Origin of the sequence: Lentilactobacillus kefiri (assembly GCF_009739535.1) — a bacterium.
In the GTDB taxonomy this organism is placed as follows: Bacteria; Bacillota; Bacilli; order Lactobacillales; family Lactobacillaceae; genus Lentilactobacillus; species Lentilactobacillus kefiri.
In genome coordinates this window covers 2,390,498-2,409,107 of sequence record NZ_CP029971.1, presented here as the reverse complement: position 1 = coordinate 2,409,107, position 18,610 = coordinate 2,390,498, and the positions used below count along the sequence as shown (strand labels likewise).

Annotated in this window: 20 protein-coding genes and 2 tRNA genes; 20 read left to right on the top strand and 2 right to left on the bottom strand. The window is 40.9% G+C overall.

Features of this window, described 5'->3' with window-relative positions; translation table 11 throughout:
- From DNL43_RS12125 to DNL43_RS11500, 17 genes are all read left to right on the top strand, one after another.
- Positions 1-141, top strand: a complete 141-nt coding sequence (locus tag DNL43_RS12125) for a hypothetical protein (protein ID WP_179286806.1) — start codon at positions 1-3, stop codon at positions 139-141.
- On the top strand, positions 134-2,131 hold the full coding sequence (locus tag DNL43_RS12120; protein ID WP_225364731.1) for a phage baseplate upper protein: 1,998 nt from the start codon (positions 134-136) through the stop codon (positions 2,129-2,131). Before DNL43_RS12125 ends, DNL43_RS12120 begins: the two co-directional genes overlap by 8 nt.
- Positions 2,132-2,167: 36 nt before the next feature.
- Positions 2,168-2,578, top strand: a complete 411-nt coding sequence (locus DNL43_RS11570; RefSeq protein ID WP_095344881.1) for a hypothetical protein — start codon at positions 2,168-2,170, stop codon at positions 2,576-2,578.
- 17 nt (positions 2,579-2,595) lie between these two features.
- Positions 2,596-2,769: an XkdX family protein gene (locus DNL43_RS11565; protein WP_008857027.1), complete on the top strand. Its 174-nt coding sequence runs from the start codon at positions 2,596-2,598 to the stop codon at positions 2,767-2,769.
- 391 nt (positions 2,770-3,160) lie between these two features.
- Positions 3,161-3,628, top strand: a complete 468-nt coding sequence (locus DNL43_RS11560; RefSeq protein ID WP_008214405.1) for a hypothetical protein — start codon at positions 3,161-3,163, stop codon at positions 3,626-3,628.
- 12 nt (positions 3,629-3,640) lie between these two features.
- Positions 3,641-4,465, top strand: coding sequence for a GH25 family lysozyme (locus tag DNL43_RS11555; protein ID WP_095344880.1), 825 nt, complete (start codon positions 3,641-3,643; stop codon positions 4,463-4,465).
- The gene (locus DNL43_RS11550) at positions 4,465-4,716 is read left to right on the top strand and encodes a hypothetical protein (RefSeq protein ID WP_008857024.1); all 252 of its coding nucleotides are present in this window, start codon (positions 4,465-4,467) and stop codon (positions 4,714-4,716) included. The genes DNL43_RS11555 and DNL43_RS11550 overlap by 1 nt, the downstream gene beginning before the upstream one ends.
- A gap of 542 nt (positions 4,717-5,258) precedes the next feature.
- Complete coding sequence (locus tag DNL43_RS11545) at positions 5,259-5,576, top strand: PTS sugar transporter subunit IIB (protein ID WP_056982883.1); 318 nt, start codon at positions 5,259-5,261, stop codon at positions 5,574-5,576.
- A complete protein-coding gene (locus DNL43_RS11540; protein ID WP_054769175.1) occupies positions 5,576-5,887 on the top strand; it encodes a PTS lactose/cellobiose transporter subunit IIA in 312 nt (103 codons plus the stop codon). The genes DNL43_RS11545 and DNL43_RS11540 overlap by 1 nt, the downstream gene beginning before the upstream one ends.
- A 241-nt stretch (positions 5,888-6,128) precedes the next feature.
- Positions 6,129-7,622 carry a peptide MFS transporter gene (locus DNL43_RS11535; RefSeq protein ID WP_056982885.1) on the top strand — a complete coding sequence of 498 codons (1,494 nt, stop codon included), beginning with the start codon at positions 6,129-6,131 and terminating at the stop codon, positions 7,620-7,622.
- A 67-nt stretch (positions 7,623-7,689) separates the two neighbouring features.
- Positions 7,690-8,511, top strand: coding sequence for a metallophosphoesterase (locus DNL43_RS11530; RefSeq protein ID WP_056982887.1), 822 nt, complete (start codon positions 7,690-7,692; stop codon positions 8,509-8,511).
- Between the two features lie 70 nt (positions 8,512-8,581).
- A tRNA-Tyr gene (locus DNL43_RS11525) sits at positions 8,582-8,664 on the top strand.
- A gap of 10 nt (positions 8,665-8,674) precedes the next feature.
- Positions 8,675-8,746: transfer RNA gene (locus tag DNL43_RS11520), tRNA-Gln, on the top strand.
- A gap of 152 nt (positions 8,747-8,898) precedes the next feature.
- Positions 8,899-9,696, top strand: coding sequence for a pyrroline-5-carboxylate reductase (gene proC, locus DNL43_RS11515; protein WP_056982890.1), 798 nt, complete (start codon positions 8,899-8,901; stop codon positions 9,694-9,696).
- Between the two features lie 20 nt (positions 9,697-9,716).
- Positions 9,717-10,853 (top strand): N-acetylglucosamine-6-phosphate deacetylase, encoded by a 1,137-nt coding sequence (nagA, locus tag DNL43_RS11510; protein ID WP_056982892.1) that lies wholly within the window; start codon positions 9,717-9,719, stop codon positions 10,851-10,853.
- Positions 10,854-10,867: 14 nt separating this feature from the next.
- The gene (locus tag DNL43_RS11505; protein WP_056982894.1) at positions 10,868-11,572 is read left to right on the top strand and encodes a GntR family transcriptional regulator; all 705 of its coding nucleotides are present in this window, start codon (positions 10,868-10,870) and stop codon (positions 11,570-11,572) included.
- 119 nt (positions 11,573-11,691) lie between these two features.
- Positions 11,692-12,153 (top strand): GNAT family N-acetyltransferase, encoded by a 462-nt coding sequence (locus DNL43_RS11500; RefSeq protein WP_054769176.1) that lies wholly within the window; start codon positions 11,692-11,694, stop codon positions 12,151-12,153.
- A gap of 33 nt (positions 12,154-12,186) precedes the next feature.
- Here DNL43_RS11500 and DNL43_RS11495 read toward each other — a convergent pair whose 3' ends face one another.
- Together DNL43_RS11495 and DNL43_RS11490 are read right to left on the bottom strand one after the other, a co-directional pair.
- Positions 12,187-12,558 (bottom strand): hypothetical protein, encoded by a 372-nt coding sequence (locus DNL43_RS11495; protein WP_056982896.1) that lies wholly within the window; start codon positions 12,556-12,558, stop codon positions 12,187-12,189.
- A gap of 10 nt (positions 12,559-12,568) precedes the next feature.
- Positions 12,569-13,312 carry a WecB/TagA/CpsF family glycosyltransferase gene (locus DNL43_RS11490; protein ID WP_056982899.1) on the bottom strand — a complete coding sequence of 248 codons (744 nt, stop codon included), beginning with the start codon at positions 13,310-13,312 and terminating at the stop codon, positions 12,569-12,571.
- A gap of 120 nt (positions 13,313-13,432) precedes the next feature.
- Between DNL43_RS11490 and DNL43_RS11485 the strand changes: the two genes are divergently transcribed.
- The 3 genes from DNL43_RS11485 to DNL43_RS11475 all read left to right on the top strand — a co-directional run bounded on the left by DNL43_RS11485 (position 13,433) and on the right by DNL43_RS11475 (position 18,592).
- Complete coding sequence (locus DNL43_RS11485; RefSeq protein ID WP_056982900.1) at positions 13,433-14,890, top strand: nicotinate phosphoribosyltransferase; 1,458 nt, start codon at positions 13,433-13,435, stop codon at positions 14,888-14,890.
- Positions 14,891-14,910: 20 nt separating this feature from the next.
- Entirely contained in the window at positions 14,911-15,738 is an 828-nt protein-coding gene (gene nadE / locus DNL43_RS11480; protein WP_056982903.1) for an ammonia-dependent NAD(+) synthetase, read from the top strand.
- Positions 15,739-15,928: 190 nt separating this feature from the next.
- Positions 15,929-18,592, top strand: coding sequence for a calcium-translocating P-type ATPase, PMCA-type (locus DNL43_RS11475; protein ID WP_056982905.1), 2,664 nt, complete (start codon positions 15,929-15,931; stop codon positions 18,590-18,592).
- Positions 18,593-18,610: the final 18 nt, after the last annotated feature.

The following is an 18,610-nucleotide window of genomic DNA, read 5'->3' as shown; positions in this document are numbered from 1 at the left end:
ATGAATAACATTAATGTGCAGGATTTAATTAACCAATTAGTTAATGAGTACAGTCAAGATATGGCAGCAAAAAATCAACAAATTGCGTTATTAAAAATTGAAAATAATCAGCTTAGAAAGAAGGCGAAAACTAATGAGTAAGGAGCTCGCATTCACGGATGATAATGATGTGGTTAAATATTTAGATACCACTACAGCCTTCAACTTGGCGTTGACGGCCGACGGGGTGGCCTTTGATTTAACTAATGCTAAGTCAATTCTGGTTAAAATAGCTAATGACGATGGCTACATCATGCAACAAACTATTGATTTAACCACTGTAACTAGTCCGCTTGGTGGAACACTAAGCTTTCCAATTAATCAGGATATCATGAACACATTGGTTCCAGATGATTATGATATTGAAGTTTGGGTTACTATGAATGATGGTACACAGGCTATCTTTCCAAGTGATGGAACGTTAGGATTTTCAATTGAAGAGAACCTCATGAGTGATACTGGTGAAGTAATCCCGACAATCACTTTGAATGATTTTCAGCAACAATTTAATGATTTGAGTAATCAAATGGAGAATGCGGTTCATAATGTTCAAAAGGGTGATCAAGGTAACCCTGGTAATGGTATTAAGTCTGCTAACAATCAGTATCAGTTAAGTGATTCACCAGTTACAGTTCCCACAGGGGGCTGGTCAGATACTATTTTGGCAACAACTGATCAACTTCCTTATCTGTGGACTAAAATTATTTTTATCTACGATGACGGAACAACTAAAGAAACTAATTTTGTTTCCAGCCGAGGTGATACCGGTAGTCAGGGGCCAATTGGACCAGTGGGACCACAAGGAAAACAAGGAAATGGTTTGGTTGTTAGGGGGAAAGCTGATAAAGAGGAAAATTTACCCACAACGGGTAACAACCAGGGTGATGGTTACTTAGTTGGAACAGACTTATATATCTGGATAGATGGTTCATGGCAAAATATGGGGAGTATTACGCCTGATTTAGCTGATTATGTAAAAGTGGCTGATATGAACAATGCTTTAAACACTAAAGTTAATGTTACTGACATGCGCAAGCCTGCTAGTGATGTAGCTGGGATTGAAGAAGTTAACGCTAAGCAGGATGCAATTGGGTATACGCCTGCTGACGATAGTAAAGTTGTTCATGATAATCATGATGGAACGATAACTGCTAATGGAACTGTCTTCAACCTTTTAAATTCTTTAAGTGCTTCATCGATTCCTCAAAACCCAACTAAAGACTACAATACTCTTCCACAAGGACTTGCTTTGATGTCGGAAGTTAACGGAGAACCGGCCAACATGCCTCCGGTTAAATCAACCTATTTGACGCTGACAATCGCTTCTAGCTTTGCAACCGGCCGTAAGCGTCAACTGGCGTGGTTAGACGCGGGTGCTAATTCGTCTAACAATAATTACACCTACATTAGATATTGTGTTGGAAATACTTGGTCATCATGGGATTCAATTCCAACAAGCACTCAAATAAGTAGTTTGATTCCGTCTACCATCGCAGATACGACTAAGGATGCCAATTTTACAAGAAAACTCCAAAAGTCTGGAATTGACGTGGCAACCAAAACAGATGTTACAAATGCAGTTAATACTGCAACAAGTAATGTGGTTACAACTAATAAATTAGCAAACTTTACTGCAGGCCTGCAGTCAGGAGGTGTTTCAGTCGCTACTAGCGACGATTTGAAAAGCGTTGAAAACTCGGCTTGGCATCAGCTAAGTATGCCAGATTGTAATGGCATGAGAGGAATTACACTTCTTTATAGAAACTTTATATCAGATCATTACATGAATTTATACGCCTATGGTATTGCAATTAACTCAGGTATCAAAGGACCAACCATGCTTGACCTATCTTCACTTATTGACAAAATAGAATCCGTATCAGGAGTGGTAAGGGACACTGAGGGCGATGGATATCACATCTTCTATGATGATTCGTTAAGCAGTGTGCAAGGCGTAGTAGACTTAGTAGTGTCAGGAAATAAATTAACTCTGGGTACCAATGTTACTATTAACATGAATGATTCGGTAATAGTAAGCGGAGATGGCTCACCCTTTGCAAAAGTAAAATACGATAATTGGATTGGCTCATAGTTATTAAACAACGATAAAAAAAGGAGATAATAAATAATGTTTATCTATGTTACGTTTGATTCAAATGGTTTTGTTACTGATTATAAGAAAGTCGAGACCGATGGTTATACAAAGGTGTTCGTTTTAGATTCATGGATTAATCAGTTCGCTCAATACCCAGATAAGTTTAGATATGATGCAACTAATCAAAAATTACTTAATCCAGGTAACTTACCGAGTGTTTCATTGAACCAAGTAAGTACAGATGTAACAACCTTACAAACTCAGTTACAATCTTTGCAATCAACAGGTACGCAAACTGATTCACAATTGGGAGCTTTGGTAAGTAACATTTCAGTGGTTCAAGGACAAATTCTCGGAGAACTACAAAATATTCAAACTCAATTAAATGCTTCTGAAAAAGTAACTACTGTACCAGCAGCAAATACAACTAATTCACCAGCTTAATAAAAGGAGGTAATACAATGTTTAATATTGATTGGCACGGAATGCTTAAAATTGAATATGATAACGGTTGGTTATCTTATGATAAATTGAAACTGTTCGTTGGTTGGAATGAATTAACAAAAGATCAGTTTACTGATATTACTGGTAAGAATTATGACACAGGGGTGGAAAATTCATCAACTGCTTCTTAATTGACGGTCAGTTGAGTACACTCACATGTAGACGTTTTTTGGAATGCAAGTTTAATTAAATTAAAGTCCGTCACTTTTTTGGAACAGTGGTATAATCATTTTCGTAGGCATTAACCCCTTTAGTGCCTACGCATTCGAACATTCATCTGAGCATTTATGAATGCCATGCTCATACATTCCCCTCAATGTATGTGATGTATACACGCCCGTCATAAGATGGGCGTGTTTGTTTTTAATAATTAGTTGTTACGACTATATAATCGTGATACAAAGTGTTTGTGGAATTCCATTCCTCCAAGAAGGAATTTCATATTCTTCAATATGATATGAATTGAGGACGCCCTTTAAAGCGGGGCGTTTTCTTTTACACAAATTTTATGGAGGTAATTTTATGTACACACAAATTGTCGATATTTTTAATTCTCTTAAAGCAACCGGACTGGTTGCTTTTTTAATTGCTGTAATTCCAGCAACTTACAAATTGGTTAAACCGTTGATTGAAGCTAAAATTAAAACTGAAAAGAATACTCATATCAAGCAAGGGATGGAATTAGGCTTGAAATTAGCAAATGCTTTCGTTCCTGTGGTGGCAAGTATGCCTGCTTTAAGTAACTCAGATCGCAAAAAGGCGGTTAATCAATTTGTTGATTCTGGCTTAAAAGAGTCCGGCTTTAATTTTAAAGCAGAAACAATTGAAGGATTAGCAGAACAAGCTTACCAGTATTATAAACACACTCTAAAGGGAGATAATCACAAAGCACCTGTTACTCCGGCGCCTACAAATGACGTTACACCCGACGTTCCAGTCGATGACGATCCGGAAGTATTTAACGAACCCCAATCATCTGAACAAAAGTAGGAAGTGACTAAAATGACAAAAAAGGTTGCTGATTTATCTGCTTACCAAGGCAGTTCTGAGACCTACATGAAATTTTTAAAAAGTCACGGAATTGATACCACGGTGGTTAAATTGACGGAAGGCACTGGATACATTAACCCTAAAGCTAGAGAACAAGTGGCTAACGGATTCAAAGTATTTGGTACTGTGAGTGTTTATCATTTCTTTCATGGTCATGGTTCATCAGAAGCTAAGTATTTCTTAGCTTGGGTAAAAAGCTTTGGGTTGGATAAATCCACAGTCTTGGCCTTAGATGTGGAAGCACAAGACCTTCCTTGGAAGACCACACCCGAAGTAAATGTCTTTTTAAAGGAGTTAAAAGCCAACGGTTTTACCAACGTTATTACTTATGGATCCGGTTCATGGTTTGCTGAAAAGCGAATTGATCGAGCGAAACTTATTGATAAGCATATTTGGGTAGCAGCGTATGGTGTTAGTCAACCGGGAATTGATAATGCGAATGCCTGGCAATATACCGATAACTATGATGGATTAAAGGTTGACGCCAGCTTAGATTTTGATGGTTCACTGTCCGGAAGTGGGGTAGTTATTAAACCTGCTAAACCGGAATATTATCAAACTCCAGGCCTATACGAAGCAACACAAAGCGTGATTCACCAATTTAACGATGCTGAATTCAAGTCTAAACGGCATACTCGTCTGATTAAAGGAAGTCGATTCTATGCTACCCCAATAAGATATGGTGAGATTTATCGACTTTCTACGCCAACTGGGTACTATACAGCTAATAAGGACAAGGTTAAGTTTATCTTTGCGGTAAAGGCTGGTGGTAAATAATGACGGCAGTTCCTGATGAAATCAATATGACTAAAATGCTCATTGGCATTAAAGAAGATATTTCTTCCATTAAACAACAGCTGAATGATCAGGCTGATTTGAATGCTAAAACAGATAAAGCTTTGGCTAAGTCTATTGAAAATGAACATCGAATTGATAATCTTACACATATTAACTATGCATTAATTTCTTTAGTGGCAGCGGGGATTTTTGTACCGTTGATTATTTATTTAATTGAGAAATTTATGTGAGATGAATCCCCCTTGAATGATTATGGGGGGGAGTACATATATTGGTATATATTAATTAATATTATTTTGTGCTTTTGATAATATTATGCATATATTAGCTTTTGGTTATTGAACTATCATTTTTGAGGACAAAATAGCTAATAACGGTCAAATAACGGCCAATTAAAATTATAAATGCCTTTATATCAACGTTTGTAAGGGACATCTGTGCCTGCAGTCGGCATGACGTATCACCGAGAAAATAGAGGACATTAACGAGAATGATTTCGTTGATGTCCTCTATTTTTTTACCATCAATAACTCCATCAATGTTCAATTGCCTCTATTTGTAATAGTTGTTTGAGCATGTAACGATCCAATGACAGGAACCTTCAAATTGGTATATACACCATATCCTTTATTGGTACATATCGATTGATAACGCTTAACACCCGGTAAACAGTGGCTTTGACATAATAAAAAGTCAAAAATAAACCTTGTGGTACATGCAAATTAGTTGTATCCTGTATGGGTACACAAAAATGTTATTGGGAGTGGAGAAAATGAAAAAAGTATTAGTAATGTGTGAAAGTGGCATTTCAAGTCATTTCTTAGTCAAAGCTGCTCAACCATTTATCGAATTGTATGGAGCAGACATTCAAATGATTGCAACAGATATTAATAGTGCTAAAGACTTTTTGGATCAAAACATTCAACTTGTTTTAGTAGCACCACAAGCATCTTATCGCGAGAAAGAATTACAAATGTTTGGGAACAAGGTCCAAGTTAAAACAATTCCGGATGATATCTATGGTTGGGGCAATGGTGAAAAGCTCGTTAAGCTGGTTATGAACCAATTGTCTCCCGTTGAGGTTGGATAATGACCACCGAACGTTTAAATCAGATCTCGATGCAAATGCTCACTTTGTCCGGCAACGCCAAAAAACTGTTAACTGAAGTTTTAGATGATTTAGCTAATCCGGACACTCCAAGTGGGGATCATCAAGCTAAGTTGAACCAAACACATCAATACTTAGTCGATGCGCATAAGCAGCAAAATTTGGTGACAGCCGAAATCAATCATGTAACGTATTCCGTTCTGTTTGCCCATGCTCAAGATACTTTGATGAATACTGAGACGATAGAATTTATTATTAAAAAATTTATTCCGATCCTTCAGAATCAAAATTAAACGACTTATGAGATTATTATTAAAAATTGAATATCATTTTTATTGCTTGCTATAGCGCGAAATTCTTGTTGCATATAACATCAACCCATTATGACCATGTTGAATTATAATTCATTGTGTCATATAATGGTCTGTATGATTTATTCTTGTAATGAACGTCAGGAGTAATTAAAAATCAAAAATCTAATCTGATTAACTCGTTTTGTTAATAAGATTAGATTTATTTTTTGGAGGGTATCACATGCAACAACAAGATCAAACAGACCAGGAACGGCGTGCTGACACATCGTTCTTTGGTCAACCACGGGGGCTGTCAACCCTGTTCTTTACTGAAATGTGGGAACGATTTAGTTACTATGGAATGCGTGCTATTCTTCTTTATTACATGTATTTCAGCGTTACAAAGGGTGGACTTGGATTCGACCAGTCATTAGCTGCATCGATCATGGCAATCTATGGTTCCCTGGTTTATTTAACATCCGTTATTGGTGGATTTGTAAGTGATCGTATATTAGGAAGCCGACGCACCGTCTTTTATGGTGGTGTTCTGATTATGCTTGGACACATTGCCCTTTCGTTACCAATGGGAGCTCCAGCATTATTTGCTTCAATCCTGTTAATTACTGTTGGTACCGGACTTTTAAAGCCAAACATCTCTGAAATGGTTGGTGGCTTGTATACCGAGTATGATAACCGTCGTGATTCTGGATTTACCATCTTCGTTTTCGGTATCAACCTGGGATCATTCATTGCACCACTGCTGGTTAGTTGGCTTGGATTCAACGTTAACTTCCATCTTGGCTTTTCACTTGCTGCTATTGGAATGTTCTTTGGCTTGCTTCAGTACATTCGTGGTGGTAAAAAACATTTGCCAAGTTCAAGCCTGTACCCAAGTGATCCACTTGAACCCAGCGACGCAAAGAAATTATCTATTCGAGTTGGATTAGGGGTTGTCGTCTTTGCATTGATTCTTTTATTAATGCAGGCAATGGGCAGCTTATCACTTAGCTCATTTATCTCTCTTTTGAGTATTATCGCAATTGCAACGCCTATCGTTTACTTCATTATCATCATCTCCAGCAAGAAGTTGTCGGACACTGAACGTTCACGAGTGATTGCATACATTCCATTGTTCATCGCTGCCGCAATCTTTTGGGCAATTGAAGAGCAGGGATCCGTTGTTTTGGCGTTGTTCGCTGAAAACCAGACCAACAATAACTTCTTTGGCATTTTCAACATTCCTGCCGGTTGGTATCAGTCTTTGAACCCATTATTCATCATGCTTTACACACCATTCTTTGCATGGATGTGGATGAAATTGGGTAAAAAGCAGCCTAGTTCTCCATCCAAGTTTTCACTTGGACTGGCAATTGCCGGTTTATCATACCTGTTCATGGTCCTTCCAGTCATGCTATTCGGTTCTCAAGCACGGGTAAGTCCTTTCTGGTTGCTCGGAAGCTGGGCAATCGTCGAAGTTGCCGAATTACTCATTTCACCAATTGGCCTTTCTGTTACTACCAAGTTGGCGCCAAAAGCATTTGAATCTCAAATGATGAGTATGTGGTTCTTGGCTGACTCTGCCGGACAGGCCGTTAACTCACAAATTGTTAAATTCTATACACCTGAAAATGAAATCAACTATTTCATGATTGTGGGATTAGTTGCCATCATTGCTGGTATTTTACTGGCATTCCTTGTTAAACCGATTAAGCGTTTAATGGAAGGTGTCAATTAGCTTCATAATTGTATGAATGTGTTATCCTAATTTGGATAGCACATTTTTATTTTGGGGAGAAATGATGATGGTAAAGATCGCCACGTCCAGTGATAACCATTTTGATTTAAATAAAGTTGAGATTGACTCAACGATCAAGGAACAGGCAAAGTACTTAAAAGACCAACAGGTTGACTACTACCTGATTGCCGGGGACTTGTTTAATGATTTTCAGAAGTCGCTGGCCTATGTCAAACAGCTGTCTAAAGCGGTGGCTCCGGTAAAGGTCTTCTTTATCGCCGGAAATCATGACATGATTCGAAATGTCACTTATGAGGAATTGGAAGACGGTTCGTGGCCAGGCTACTTGAATAATCGATTTGTTGATGTACCTGGAACCGATTATCGAATTATTGGGATGAATGGGTGGTACGACTACACTTTTGCGGTAAACGAGGATAAGACTGAAGCCGAATTTCATCGCTGGAAAATGGCCTATTGGATAGATGGTCTTATTTCGCAGCCTATGAGCGATCCAGACCGGGAACGAATAGTTATTAACAATTTAAAAAAACAGCTTCAGAAAGCCAAAATAGCGGGTAAAAAGGTTATTCTAATGACGCACTTTGTTCCCAACCAAAGATTTATCCACTATACCAGCGATTTTCGCTTTTGGAACATGGCCAATGCGATGATGGGGAGTGTGCACTTTCAAAAGTTGATCAATGACTATCGAGTGGACACGGTTATTTTTGGCCATACCCATCAACGGCTTAAACCCGTGAAAATAAATCACACAATTTATTACAATGCAGCGGTGGGGTACCACAATCGCCGTCATAATGAATGGCAGACCAATCATTTTATTTCAGAATGGCAGAATCAATTAAAAATCTTCGAGATTTTTTGATAATGCGCTTGACGGAAGCACGAAAATTTTGTATTATTATATTCGTTGGTTTGATAGCAAACACTCTTTTGGAGGGGTAGCGAAGTCTGGCTAAACGCGGCGGACTGTAAATCCGCTCCTTCGGGTTCGGTGGTTCGAATCCACTCCCCTCCATTTTTATTATTGGGCTATAGCCAAGAGGTAAGGCAACGGGTTTTGATCCCGTGATGCGCTGGTTCGAACCCAGCTAGCCCAATTTCAAACGTCCATGACGACAGGAACTCGTCATGGGCGTTTTTTTGTCCTTTTAAATATCAACCAATTTGATATTGCAAAATATGCCAATTTCCGCTATTGTCAGAGTTAGAAGAATTGGAATAGTCCGATTATACATTTAGGAGGCGCATCATGAAAATAGGCTTTATCGGTGTTGGGGCAATGGCTCAAGCCATTATTCAAGGTTTACTGAAAGCACAATTTGTTCCATCACAAGACATTTTGGTACACAGTGCACATCAACAACATTACGAAAAATACGCAGAACAATTTGGCTTAACTGCCGAACCAACCAATCAAGCGGTTGCTAAAGACAGTGATTTAGTTGTTTTGGCGGTTGTCCCAAAAATTGCAGCGGATGTTTTAGCTGAAATTCGCGGTGAACTATCACAGAAAAAGACGTTGATCTCAATTGTTTCTGGCGTTTCACTCAACCGATTAGAGGAACTGACCGATTACAATCTGCCGATTCTTCGCAGCCTGCCCAATATTAATTCAGAGTTCGGCCAAGGAATGACCGCGGTTGCTGCCAATGAAAATCTGACTGGCGATCGCAAAGCCCAGGCAATTGCGATGTATGAAGCAACGGGCAGCGTCAGTGAGCTTGATGAAAGCCAATTTGCCGCATTCAGCGCAATTTCCGGGAGTGCTGTTGCCTATGTTGATTTCTTCATTGATAGTTTGAGTCGGGCAGGGGTTAAATATGGTTTCAGTAAGGAAATGGCCACTAAGATTGCTGCTCAAACAACCCTTGGGTCTGCCCATGCTTTAATGGCTTCAAAGAAGAGCCCCGCTGAAATGATCGACAAGGTTTGTTCCCCTGGTGGCGATACAATTGCTGGGATCCTCGCGATGGAAGAAGCAGGATTCCTGCCATCTGTCATTAAAGGAATTGATGCAACAATCGCAAAATCAACGGGCAAATCATAAAAAGGGCTTGGCGATAAAGAATGGTAAGAGTATTGCTTCATGCAAAGATTCACACGGGAAATCGAACGATTCCGGATGGCTTTATCAGATTTAATAAACAGATTATTTCTGTTGGCCCTTTTAACAAATATGTCCGGCTGCCCAAAGATCAGATTAAAGACGTAAGTGGGATAACCGTTGTTCCGGGTTTTATTGATATCCACACCCATGGTGGTTATGGGGCGGACTCGATGAATCCTGATCCGGAAGTGATTAGTCATTTTGTTGACCAAATGGCTCAAGAAGGAGTCACCAGCGTCTTTTTGACAACCATGACGCAGAGTGCGCTGGCAATTTCAAAAAGTATGGCTAACATCAAAAAGGCTGCGGAAATCAACCCTAAGATTCAGGGAATCCATCTTGAAGGCCCCTTCATATCCCCGGCGCATAATGGTGCCCAACCGATCAAACTGATCCAACCGATGGATGTTAAAAAGCTGGCGACGTGGTACAAACTTTCTGGTGGCCTCATTAAGCTTGTGACTTATGCACCGGAAGAAAAGTGGGATCCCCGCCTGGAAGATTATTGTGACGTTCATCATATTCGGTTGGCAGTTGGCCATAGCGATGCGACCTACCAATTGCTTCAAAACCTTCAAATCCAGCATGTCACCCATTTGTATAATGCCCAACGTGGCTTTCATCACCGGGAGGTTGGGGTAGTTGGTTATGCCATGCTATCCGATACGGCAAAAGTTGAATTAATTTGTGACGGGTTTCATGTTGCCCCGGAGGCCGTTAAAATTGCCTACAAAACGATCGGGCCTAATCGGCTTGAATTAATCACCGATTCAATGGAAGCCAAGGGCATGCCTGATGGCATCTATCAATTAGGCGGACAAGTTGTGGAAGTCCATGGTGGCAAGGCAACAATGGCCAACGGTCATTTAGCCGGATCAGTTCTCAAATTTTCAGATGCATTTAAAAATATGATCAAATTTACCAAGTGCTCCGTTGCTTCAGCGGTCAAAATGAGCTCGACCAATCAGGCAAATGAATTTCACCTAACTCACAAGGGATTCCTAGAGGAAGGGTATGATGCCGACATAAATTTGTTTGACAATCACCTAGACCTTATGGCAACGTATAGTTATGGGAAATTAGTGAAAAAAGACTAAGGGAGTTGGTATCAGTGGGTTTACCAATTTATATTCAAATTCATAATGAAATCAAACGCAATATTGAAGCCAATAAGTGGAAAATTGGTGATCGAATTCCCTCTGAGCGTGAATTATCAACTGACTTCGGTGTCAGTCGGATGACTTTACGTCAAGCCATTCAGACCTTGGTTGATGAAGGAATCCTTGAACGACGGGTTGGCTCAGGAACTTTTGTCGCCAATCAAAAAGTTCAGGAAAAAATGTCTGGTGTGACCGGATTTACTGATCTCATGCTGGCTCAAGGCAAACAGCCATCCAGCAAGACAATTTCGTATCACACGATGGAACCTTCATTAAGTGAAATGGAAAAGCTAAATATTACCCAGGATCAATCCGTTTTACGGATGGAAAGAATTCGTTATGGGGATGAAGTGCCGATTTGTTTTGAAGTCGCTACTGTTCCCGAAAACATTGTCGATGGTTTGGAAAAATCAGAAGTGACCAGTTCACTTTACCGAACCTTGGAACAAAAGAAGGATCTTCAAATTGGCAAAGCTCAGCAGACCGTTTCAGCAATGTTAGCTTCGGAACGAATTGCCGAGTATTTGAAAATTAAACGTGGCGACGCCATTTTAAGACTGCGCCAAATTACATATTTGCAGGATGGCAGACCATTTGAGTATGTTCGAACGCAATATGTGGGCGATCGATTTGAGTTTTATTTGGAAAAAGAATAATAACGAGATCTGGGTTTGATCCAGAGCATGAAATAAAAAATATTGATGAACGGATCTTGTTCATCAATATTTTTTACTCATTAAGATTCATCGATAATCACTTTGATAAGGAGTTAAACATGCAAGTTAAAATACTTTCAAAAGAAAACCGAACCCCCAGAATGCTTGCTCAATTAGTCAAGGTGTGGGAATCTTCAGTCAAAGAAACCCATCACTTTTTGTCGGCTGACGAAATTCAGCAGATTAAACCCGATGCGATTGCTGCCCTAAAATCGGTTCCAACTTTAGCTGTTATGCTTGATGCTGGAGATTCTCCGGTTGGGTTTATGGGGATTGCCAAGAATCAACTTGAAATGTTGTTTATTGCGCCTGGTCATCGTGGTCAGGGGATTGGAAAGCAATTGATCCAGCTGGGGATAACCAAGTATGGGGTCACCCAAACAACCGTTAACGAACAAAACACCCAGGCACTTGCCTTTTATCAACACATGGGCTTTTCCACGATTCAACGTTTCCCAATTGACGATGAGGGGAGACCATACCCATTGTTGAAAATGGCATTATCATCTACCAATCAATAAAAGAACTCAGACATTTTCTAATGTCTGAGTTCTTTATTTGTTTAAAGTTTCGTTTTTGTGATCTTTCTTTTTGGGCTTATCGTAACGGCTGGCATAAGTTGTTCTGATCAAATCGGTGACCCATGTCATGAAGACGGCAACGACCGCAAAGATAATCCATGAAGTCCAGTCGCGGTAGCCGCCAATCTGTCTTTCAATAACCATAAACAAAACAAAATAGATGACATACATACTCAATCTGGGAAGTCTTAGATAACTGGTAACGTATCCCAATGCCCAGATTCCGAGGATACCATATTGACTGTCTTGAATTGGCTGCTCATGGTCAATCAGATTCCAAACAATTCCGACCATTGTCAAAGCAATAATGAAATAAGTCAGGTTTTTAGCAGAAATTTGTTTCATGTTAACCACCTTAGTTTTTTTTAGAAAATTTTTGCTTGATAATCTGCCACAAATACTTTGGCAGGACCATTAGTCGGCCAATTCGACTGGGTTCTTTAACCACTCGGTACAGCCATTCCAAATGCATTCGCTGCCAGGCTTTGGGGGCTCGTTTAACGGTTCCGGTTAAGACATCAAAGGATCCACCAATCCCGATCCAGAGCCCGTCGGAAGCGGAACGGTTTTTGTCAATAAATTCTTCTTGCTTGGGGTAACCGGTTGCCACAAACACCATGTCGGGCTTTGTCCGGTTAATGTCGTGGACAATATTTCGGTCGTCGCCAAAATAACCATCGTGGGTGCCTGCAATCGTCAAAAATGGATAATCTTTTTCGACGACTTTTCTCAGCTTTCGAATGACGGCCGGCTGGGCGCCAACAAAATAAGCCGATTTTTGGTGGGCATTTCCCCATTCGAGTAGATGAACAAACAAATCATAGCCGGTTACTCTTTCGTGTAGGGGTGTCTTCAACATTTTGGCACCAATGATAATGCCAATTCCGTCTGGAATAATGTAGTCGGCCGTTTGAATTAATTTTTCATATGATGGATCACTTTTTGCATACATCACAATTTCCGGGTTGGCAGTTACCACAAATGTATTGGTGCCATCATTAATTCGTTTATGTAAAATGTTTTGAAACGCTTTTTCAGTGGTATTTAGAAAGTGAATTCCTAAGATATCAACGGTGTTAGCGGTACTTTGGTTGTTCATAATAACTCCTTCAGGCATGATAAATTTTGAAACACTCACATTGTTTTTGTTAATAATCGTAAAAATGATAGAATATATACTAATTATATAACAAATCTCCGGGGAGGATATTGACACAATATGTCAGAACACGATAATTTAACACTTCATACCGATTTTTACGAAATCAACATGATGGCAACTTACTTTGAGAAACACATGGAAAATCGAAAGGCGGTTTTCGAAGTGTTTTTCCGAAAGCTGCCGTTTGGAAATGGGTATGCGGTATTCGCCGGACTTGAACACATTATTCAGTATATTGAAAATTTGAAGTTCAATGATGATGATATCGATTATTTACGACAAGTAACAGATTATCCTGACAGTTTTTTAGAATACTTAAGAAACTTTGAATTTAAGGGATCCATCAAATCCGCTTATGAAGGCGACATTGTTTTTGCCAACGAACCGATTTTGCAGGTTGAGGGGAGCTTGTGTGAATGCCAGTTGGTCGAAACCGCCATTTTGAATATGGTGAACTATCAGACTTTAATTGCCACCAAAGCATCCAGAATCAGAACGGTTGCCGGTGATGATCCGCTGATGGAATTCGGCAGTCGTCGAGCACAAGAGGTTTCCGCAGCCCTTTGGGGGACGCGAGCCACAATCATTGGTGGTTTTAACGCCACTTCAAATGTTTTAGCAGGCAAAAAGTTTGGAATTCCAATTAGTGGAACCCACGCCCATTCACTCGTTGAATCTTTTGGTAACGACTACGATGCCTTTAAAGCATACGCAAAAACGCATCATGAATGTGTTTTTCTTGTCGACACTTATGACACTCTCAAGAGTGGGGTTCCCAGCGCAATCAAAGTTGCCAATGAAATGGGCGACAAGATTAATTTTGCCGGTGTTCGCCTGGATTCCGGTGATATGGCTTATCTTTCCAAGCGAGTCCGGGAAGTTCTCGATAATGCCGGTTATCCAAACACTAAGATTTACGCATCAAATGATTTGGATGAAACAACGATTGCCAGCTTGAAGATGCAGGACGCCAAAATTGACGTTTGGGGTGTTGGGACCAAAGTGATTACCGCTTTTGATCAACCAGCCCTTGGCGCAGTCTACAAGATGGTTTCCGTTGAAGATGCTAATGGCAAGATGATTGATACAATTAAAATTTCTGGGAATGCCGAAAAAGTTTCGACACCTGGTAAAAAGCAGGTTTGGCGGATTACCGATAGTAAGGATGGCAAGTCGGAAGGTGACTATGTCACATTGGCCGATGAAGATCCCCGCAAAGAAAAGTCGATTTTTATGTTCCATCCAAACTACACTTACATCAATAAAACCGTTGAAAAATTTGATGCAATTCCACTTCTCAAGCCAATCTTTGAGAATGGCCAGTTGACTTATAAACGGCCAAATTTAAAGCAGACCGTTCACTACGCTGAAAAAGAGCTGGCATCTTTGTGGCCGGAATACAAACGGGAACTGAATCCGCAAAAATATCCAGTTGACCTGTCACAAAAGTGCTGGGATAACAAACGTGATATTATTGAAAAGATCCGTAACTACATTAACGATATTAAATACTAAATATAAAATGAGGGATGGACATGAGAGCCAAACAACAAGAAATCATTAAGACGTTAAAAGTGCAACCGACAATTGATCCACAGAAGGAAGTTCGCCGAAGTGTCGACTTCTTAAAGGCTTACCTGAAGAAATTTACATTCTTGAAAACACTTGTTTTGGGAATTTCCGGTGGCCAGGATTCGACTTTGGCCGGGAAATTGTCTGAAATGGCAATTTCTGAATTACGGGATGAAACCGGCGATGCCAGTTACCAATTTATCGCGGTTCGGCTTCCTTATGGTGTTCAAGCTGATGAATCAGATGCTTTGGAAGCAATCAGCTGGATGAATGCCGACAAGGTCGTCAAGGTGAATATCAAGCCAGCTGTCGACGCGGCAGTGGCTTCTGTTGAAGCAAATCATATCGAAATTGACGATTTCAACAAAGGCAACATTAAGGCTCGCCAACGAATGATCGCCCAATATGCGATTGCCGGCGCAAAATCCGGTGCCGTGGTTGGAACCGACCATGCCGCCGAGGCCGTGACCGGGTTTTATACCAAATTTGGTGATGGTGCGGCTGATATTACACCCTTATGGCGTTTGGACAAGGAACAGGGCAAGCAGCTGTTGAAGTTACTGGGCGCTCCTGAACATCTTTATGAAAAGACACCAACTGCCGACTTGGAAGACAATCGGCCAGCATTGCCTGATGAGGTTGCTTTGGGAGTCACCTATCAAGACATTGACGCTTATTTGGAAGGCCGCCAAGTTTCTGATAAGGCTGCCGAGACCATCGAAGGTTGGTACAACAAGACTCAGCACAAGCGTCATACACCAATTAACGTTTACGACACTTTTTGGAAGTAGATTTTTAGTGACTTTTCATTAGTCGTTCGGTATAATTACGATAAACAAAGGGAGTAACCAGCAATTACGATTGCGATTATCTCGTCAACGTGAAATACTCGTATTTCCGGGATAAATCTTAAATGGTGAGACTTATGAATTCTTTTAGCGAGGAATTTGTAGGTCTCTTTTCTTTTAGAGGAGGAAGTAGATGAAACAGGAGAAGAAGATGTTTTACCAACGGACGGTCGATGATGTGATGAGCCAGATGAAAGCTCATCCGACCGGACTAACTGATCAGGAAGTCAAAGATCGGCGGCAGCAGTTTGGTGCCAACAAACTGACTTCAAAGCGCCGGACAACACTGATTGAAAAGTTTATTGCCCAGTTCAAAGATTTAATGATTATCATTTTGATTGTTGCCGCGGTGATTGCCGGGTTTGCCGGTGAAACGGTGGACGCCGTGATTATTTTGGCGGTGGTCATTTTAAATGCCATCTTTGGGGTGTTTCAAGAATCCAAAGCCGAAAATGCGATTGATTCACTTAAAGAAATGTCTGCGCCAATGGCGACCGTTCTGAGGAACAATCAATCCAAATCTGTGAAAAGTGAAGACATTGTTCCCGGCGACATCGTCCTTTTAGAGGCAGGAGATGTTGTTCCTGCCGATATTCGACTCACCGAAGCCAATTCCCTTAAAATCGAAGAGGCTGCCTTGACAGGGGAATCTGTGCCGGTTAACAAGCAGGTTGATCCGATTACGGAAAAAGATTTGCCTTTAGGAGATCGGAAAAACCTTGGATTTATGAACAGTAACGTGACATCCGGTCGGGCGACCGGAGTTGTTATTGGCACGGGGATGAATACCGAAGTCGGTAAAATTGCTCATATGCTTAATACAACTGAAGAAACCACTACGCCATTGCAGGAAAACCTGAAATCTTTGGGTAAAATGCTGACAGTTTTAATTTTGATTATTGCGGTCATCGTGTTTGCCGTTGGAATGTGGCGTGGTCAGGAAAGCCTGATTAATATGCTGCTGACAGCCATTTCACTAGCTGTGGCCGCAATTCCTGAAGGACTTCCGGCAATTGTGACGGTTACCTTGGCCCTTGGAACTCAGCAAATGGCAAGACACCGGGCATTGATTCGCAAATTGCCTGCCGTGGAAACCCTTGGTAGTACCGACGTGATTGCGTCAGATAAAACCGGGACCTTAACCCAAAATAAAATGACCGTCGAAAAAGTGTTCTTGAATGATCAACTTCAAGACTCTGCCGATGCCCATTTATCTCTAAAAGATCGTTTAGCTCAAATTATGGTCTTGAATAATGATACCAAGTACCAAGAAAAAGAACTGGCGGGGGATCCAACCGAAACGGCGTTGGTTGCCTTTTACCTAAATAAAGACGAACCGGTCCAACAATTTGTAAATGCTCATCCACGATTGGCTGAAATTCCTTTTGATTCCGAGCGAAAATTAATGTCAACCTATAACAAAATGGATGACGGCAAGATTTTGATGACCATGAAGGGTGCCCCTGATCAACTATTGCAACGGGTTACCAAAATTCAAGACGGTGATCAGGTTCGAGATATAACAGATGATGACCAAGTCTTGATCCGTTCTACCAATCATGATTTGGCAACTCAGGCCTTGCGGGTTCTGGCGTTTGCCTATCGGTTTGTGGATGATGTTCCAACGGATTTAACTTCTAATGCTCAGGAACACGATATGATTTTTGTCGGCCTGATTGGAATGATTGATCCGGAACGTCCAGAAGTGGCTCAAGCGGTTGCCGAAGCTAAATCTGCCGGGATCAAGTCAATTATGATTACCGGTGACCATCAAGATACCGCGCAGGCAATTGCCAAACGGCTGGGAATTTTAGGCCGTGGTGACAATCCCGGCGGTAAGGTCATCAACGGTGCTCAGTTGGATGAAATGTCAGATGATCAATTTAATAAAGAAGTGACTGATATTTCGGTCTACGCCCGAGTGGCGCCCGAACATAAGGTTAGAATCGTCAAAGCATGGCAGAATCAGGGCAAAGTGGTTGCCATGACCGGTGACGGTGTCAACGACGCGCCGGCTTTAAAGACTGCTGACATCGGTGTTGGAATGGGAATTACCGGAACCGAAGTTTCAAAGGAAGCTTCCGACATGGTTTTGGCTGATGATAACTTTGCGACAATCGTTACCGCTGTTAAAGCCGGTCGAAAAGTCTTCTCCAACATTCAAAAATCACTGCAGTATCTTCTATCTGCCAACTTGGGAGAAGTTTTGACCTTGTTCGTGATGACCATGATGGGCTGGCAGATTCTGGCACCGGTTCAGATTTTGTGGATTAACCTGGTAACCGATACATTTCCAGCAATCGCGCTGGGAGTTGAACCTGCAGAACCCGGGATTATGAAACGGAAACCACGTGGGCGGTCGTCAAACTTCTTATCCGGTGGGATTATGAGCAACATCTTATACCAGGGATTCTTTGAAGGCTTCATTACCCTTTGCGTTTATGCCTTTGCAATTACCAACCCAGTTCATGCATCCGAAGCTTTGGCGCATGCAGATGCGTTGACGATGGCTTACGCAACATTAGGGTTGATCCAACTGTTCCATGCCTTTAACTCAAAGACGATTCACGAATCAATCTTTAGAGTCGGCATGTTTAGAAACAAGTTCTTCAACTGGGCATTGTTGGGGTCGGCAATTCTGTTAATCATGACGATTGTTATTCCAGGCTTCAACTCGATGTTCCACGTGACTGAATTGACTGCTTCACAATGGCTGGTTGTCGTATTTGGCGGCTTTATGATTGTTGTTGTGACAGAAGTAGTAAAATATATTCAGAGACACATTTCTCATAAATAAAACAAATGGAGGACTGAT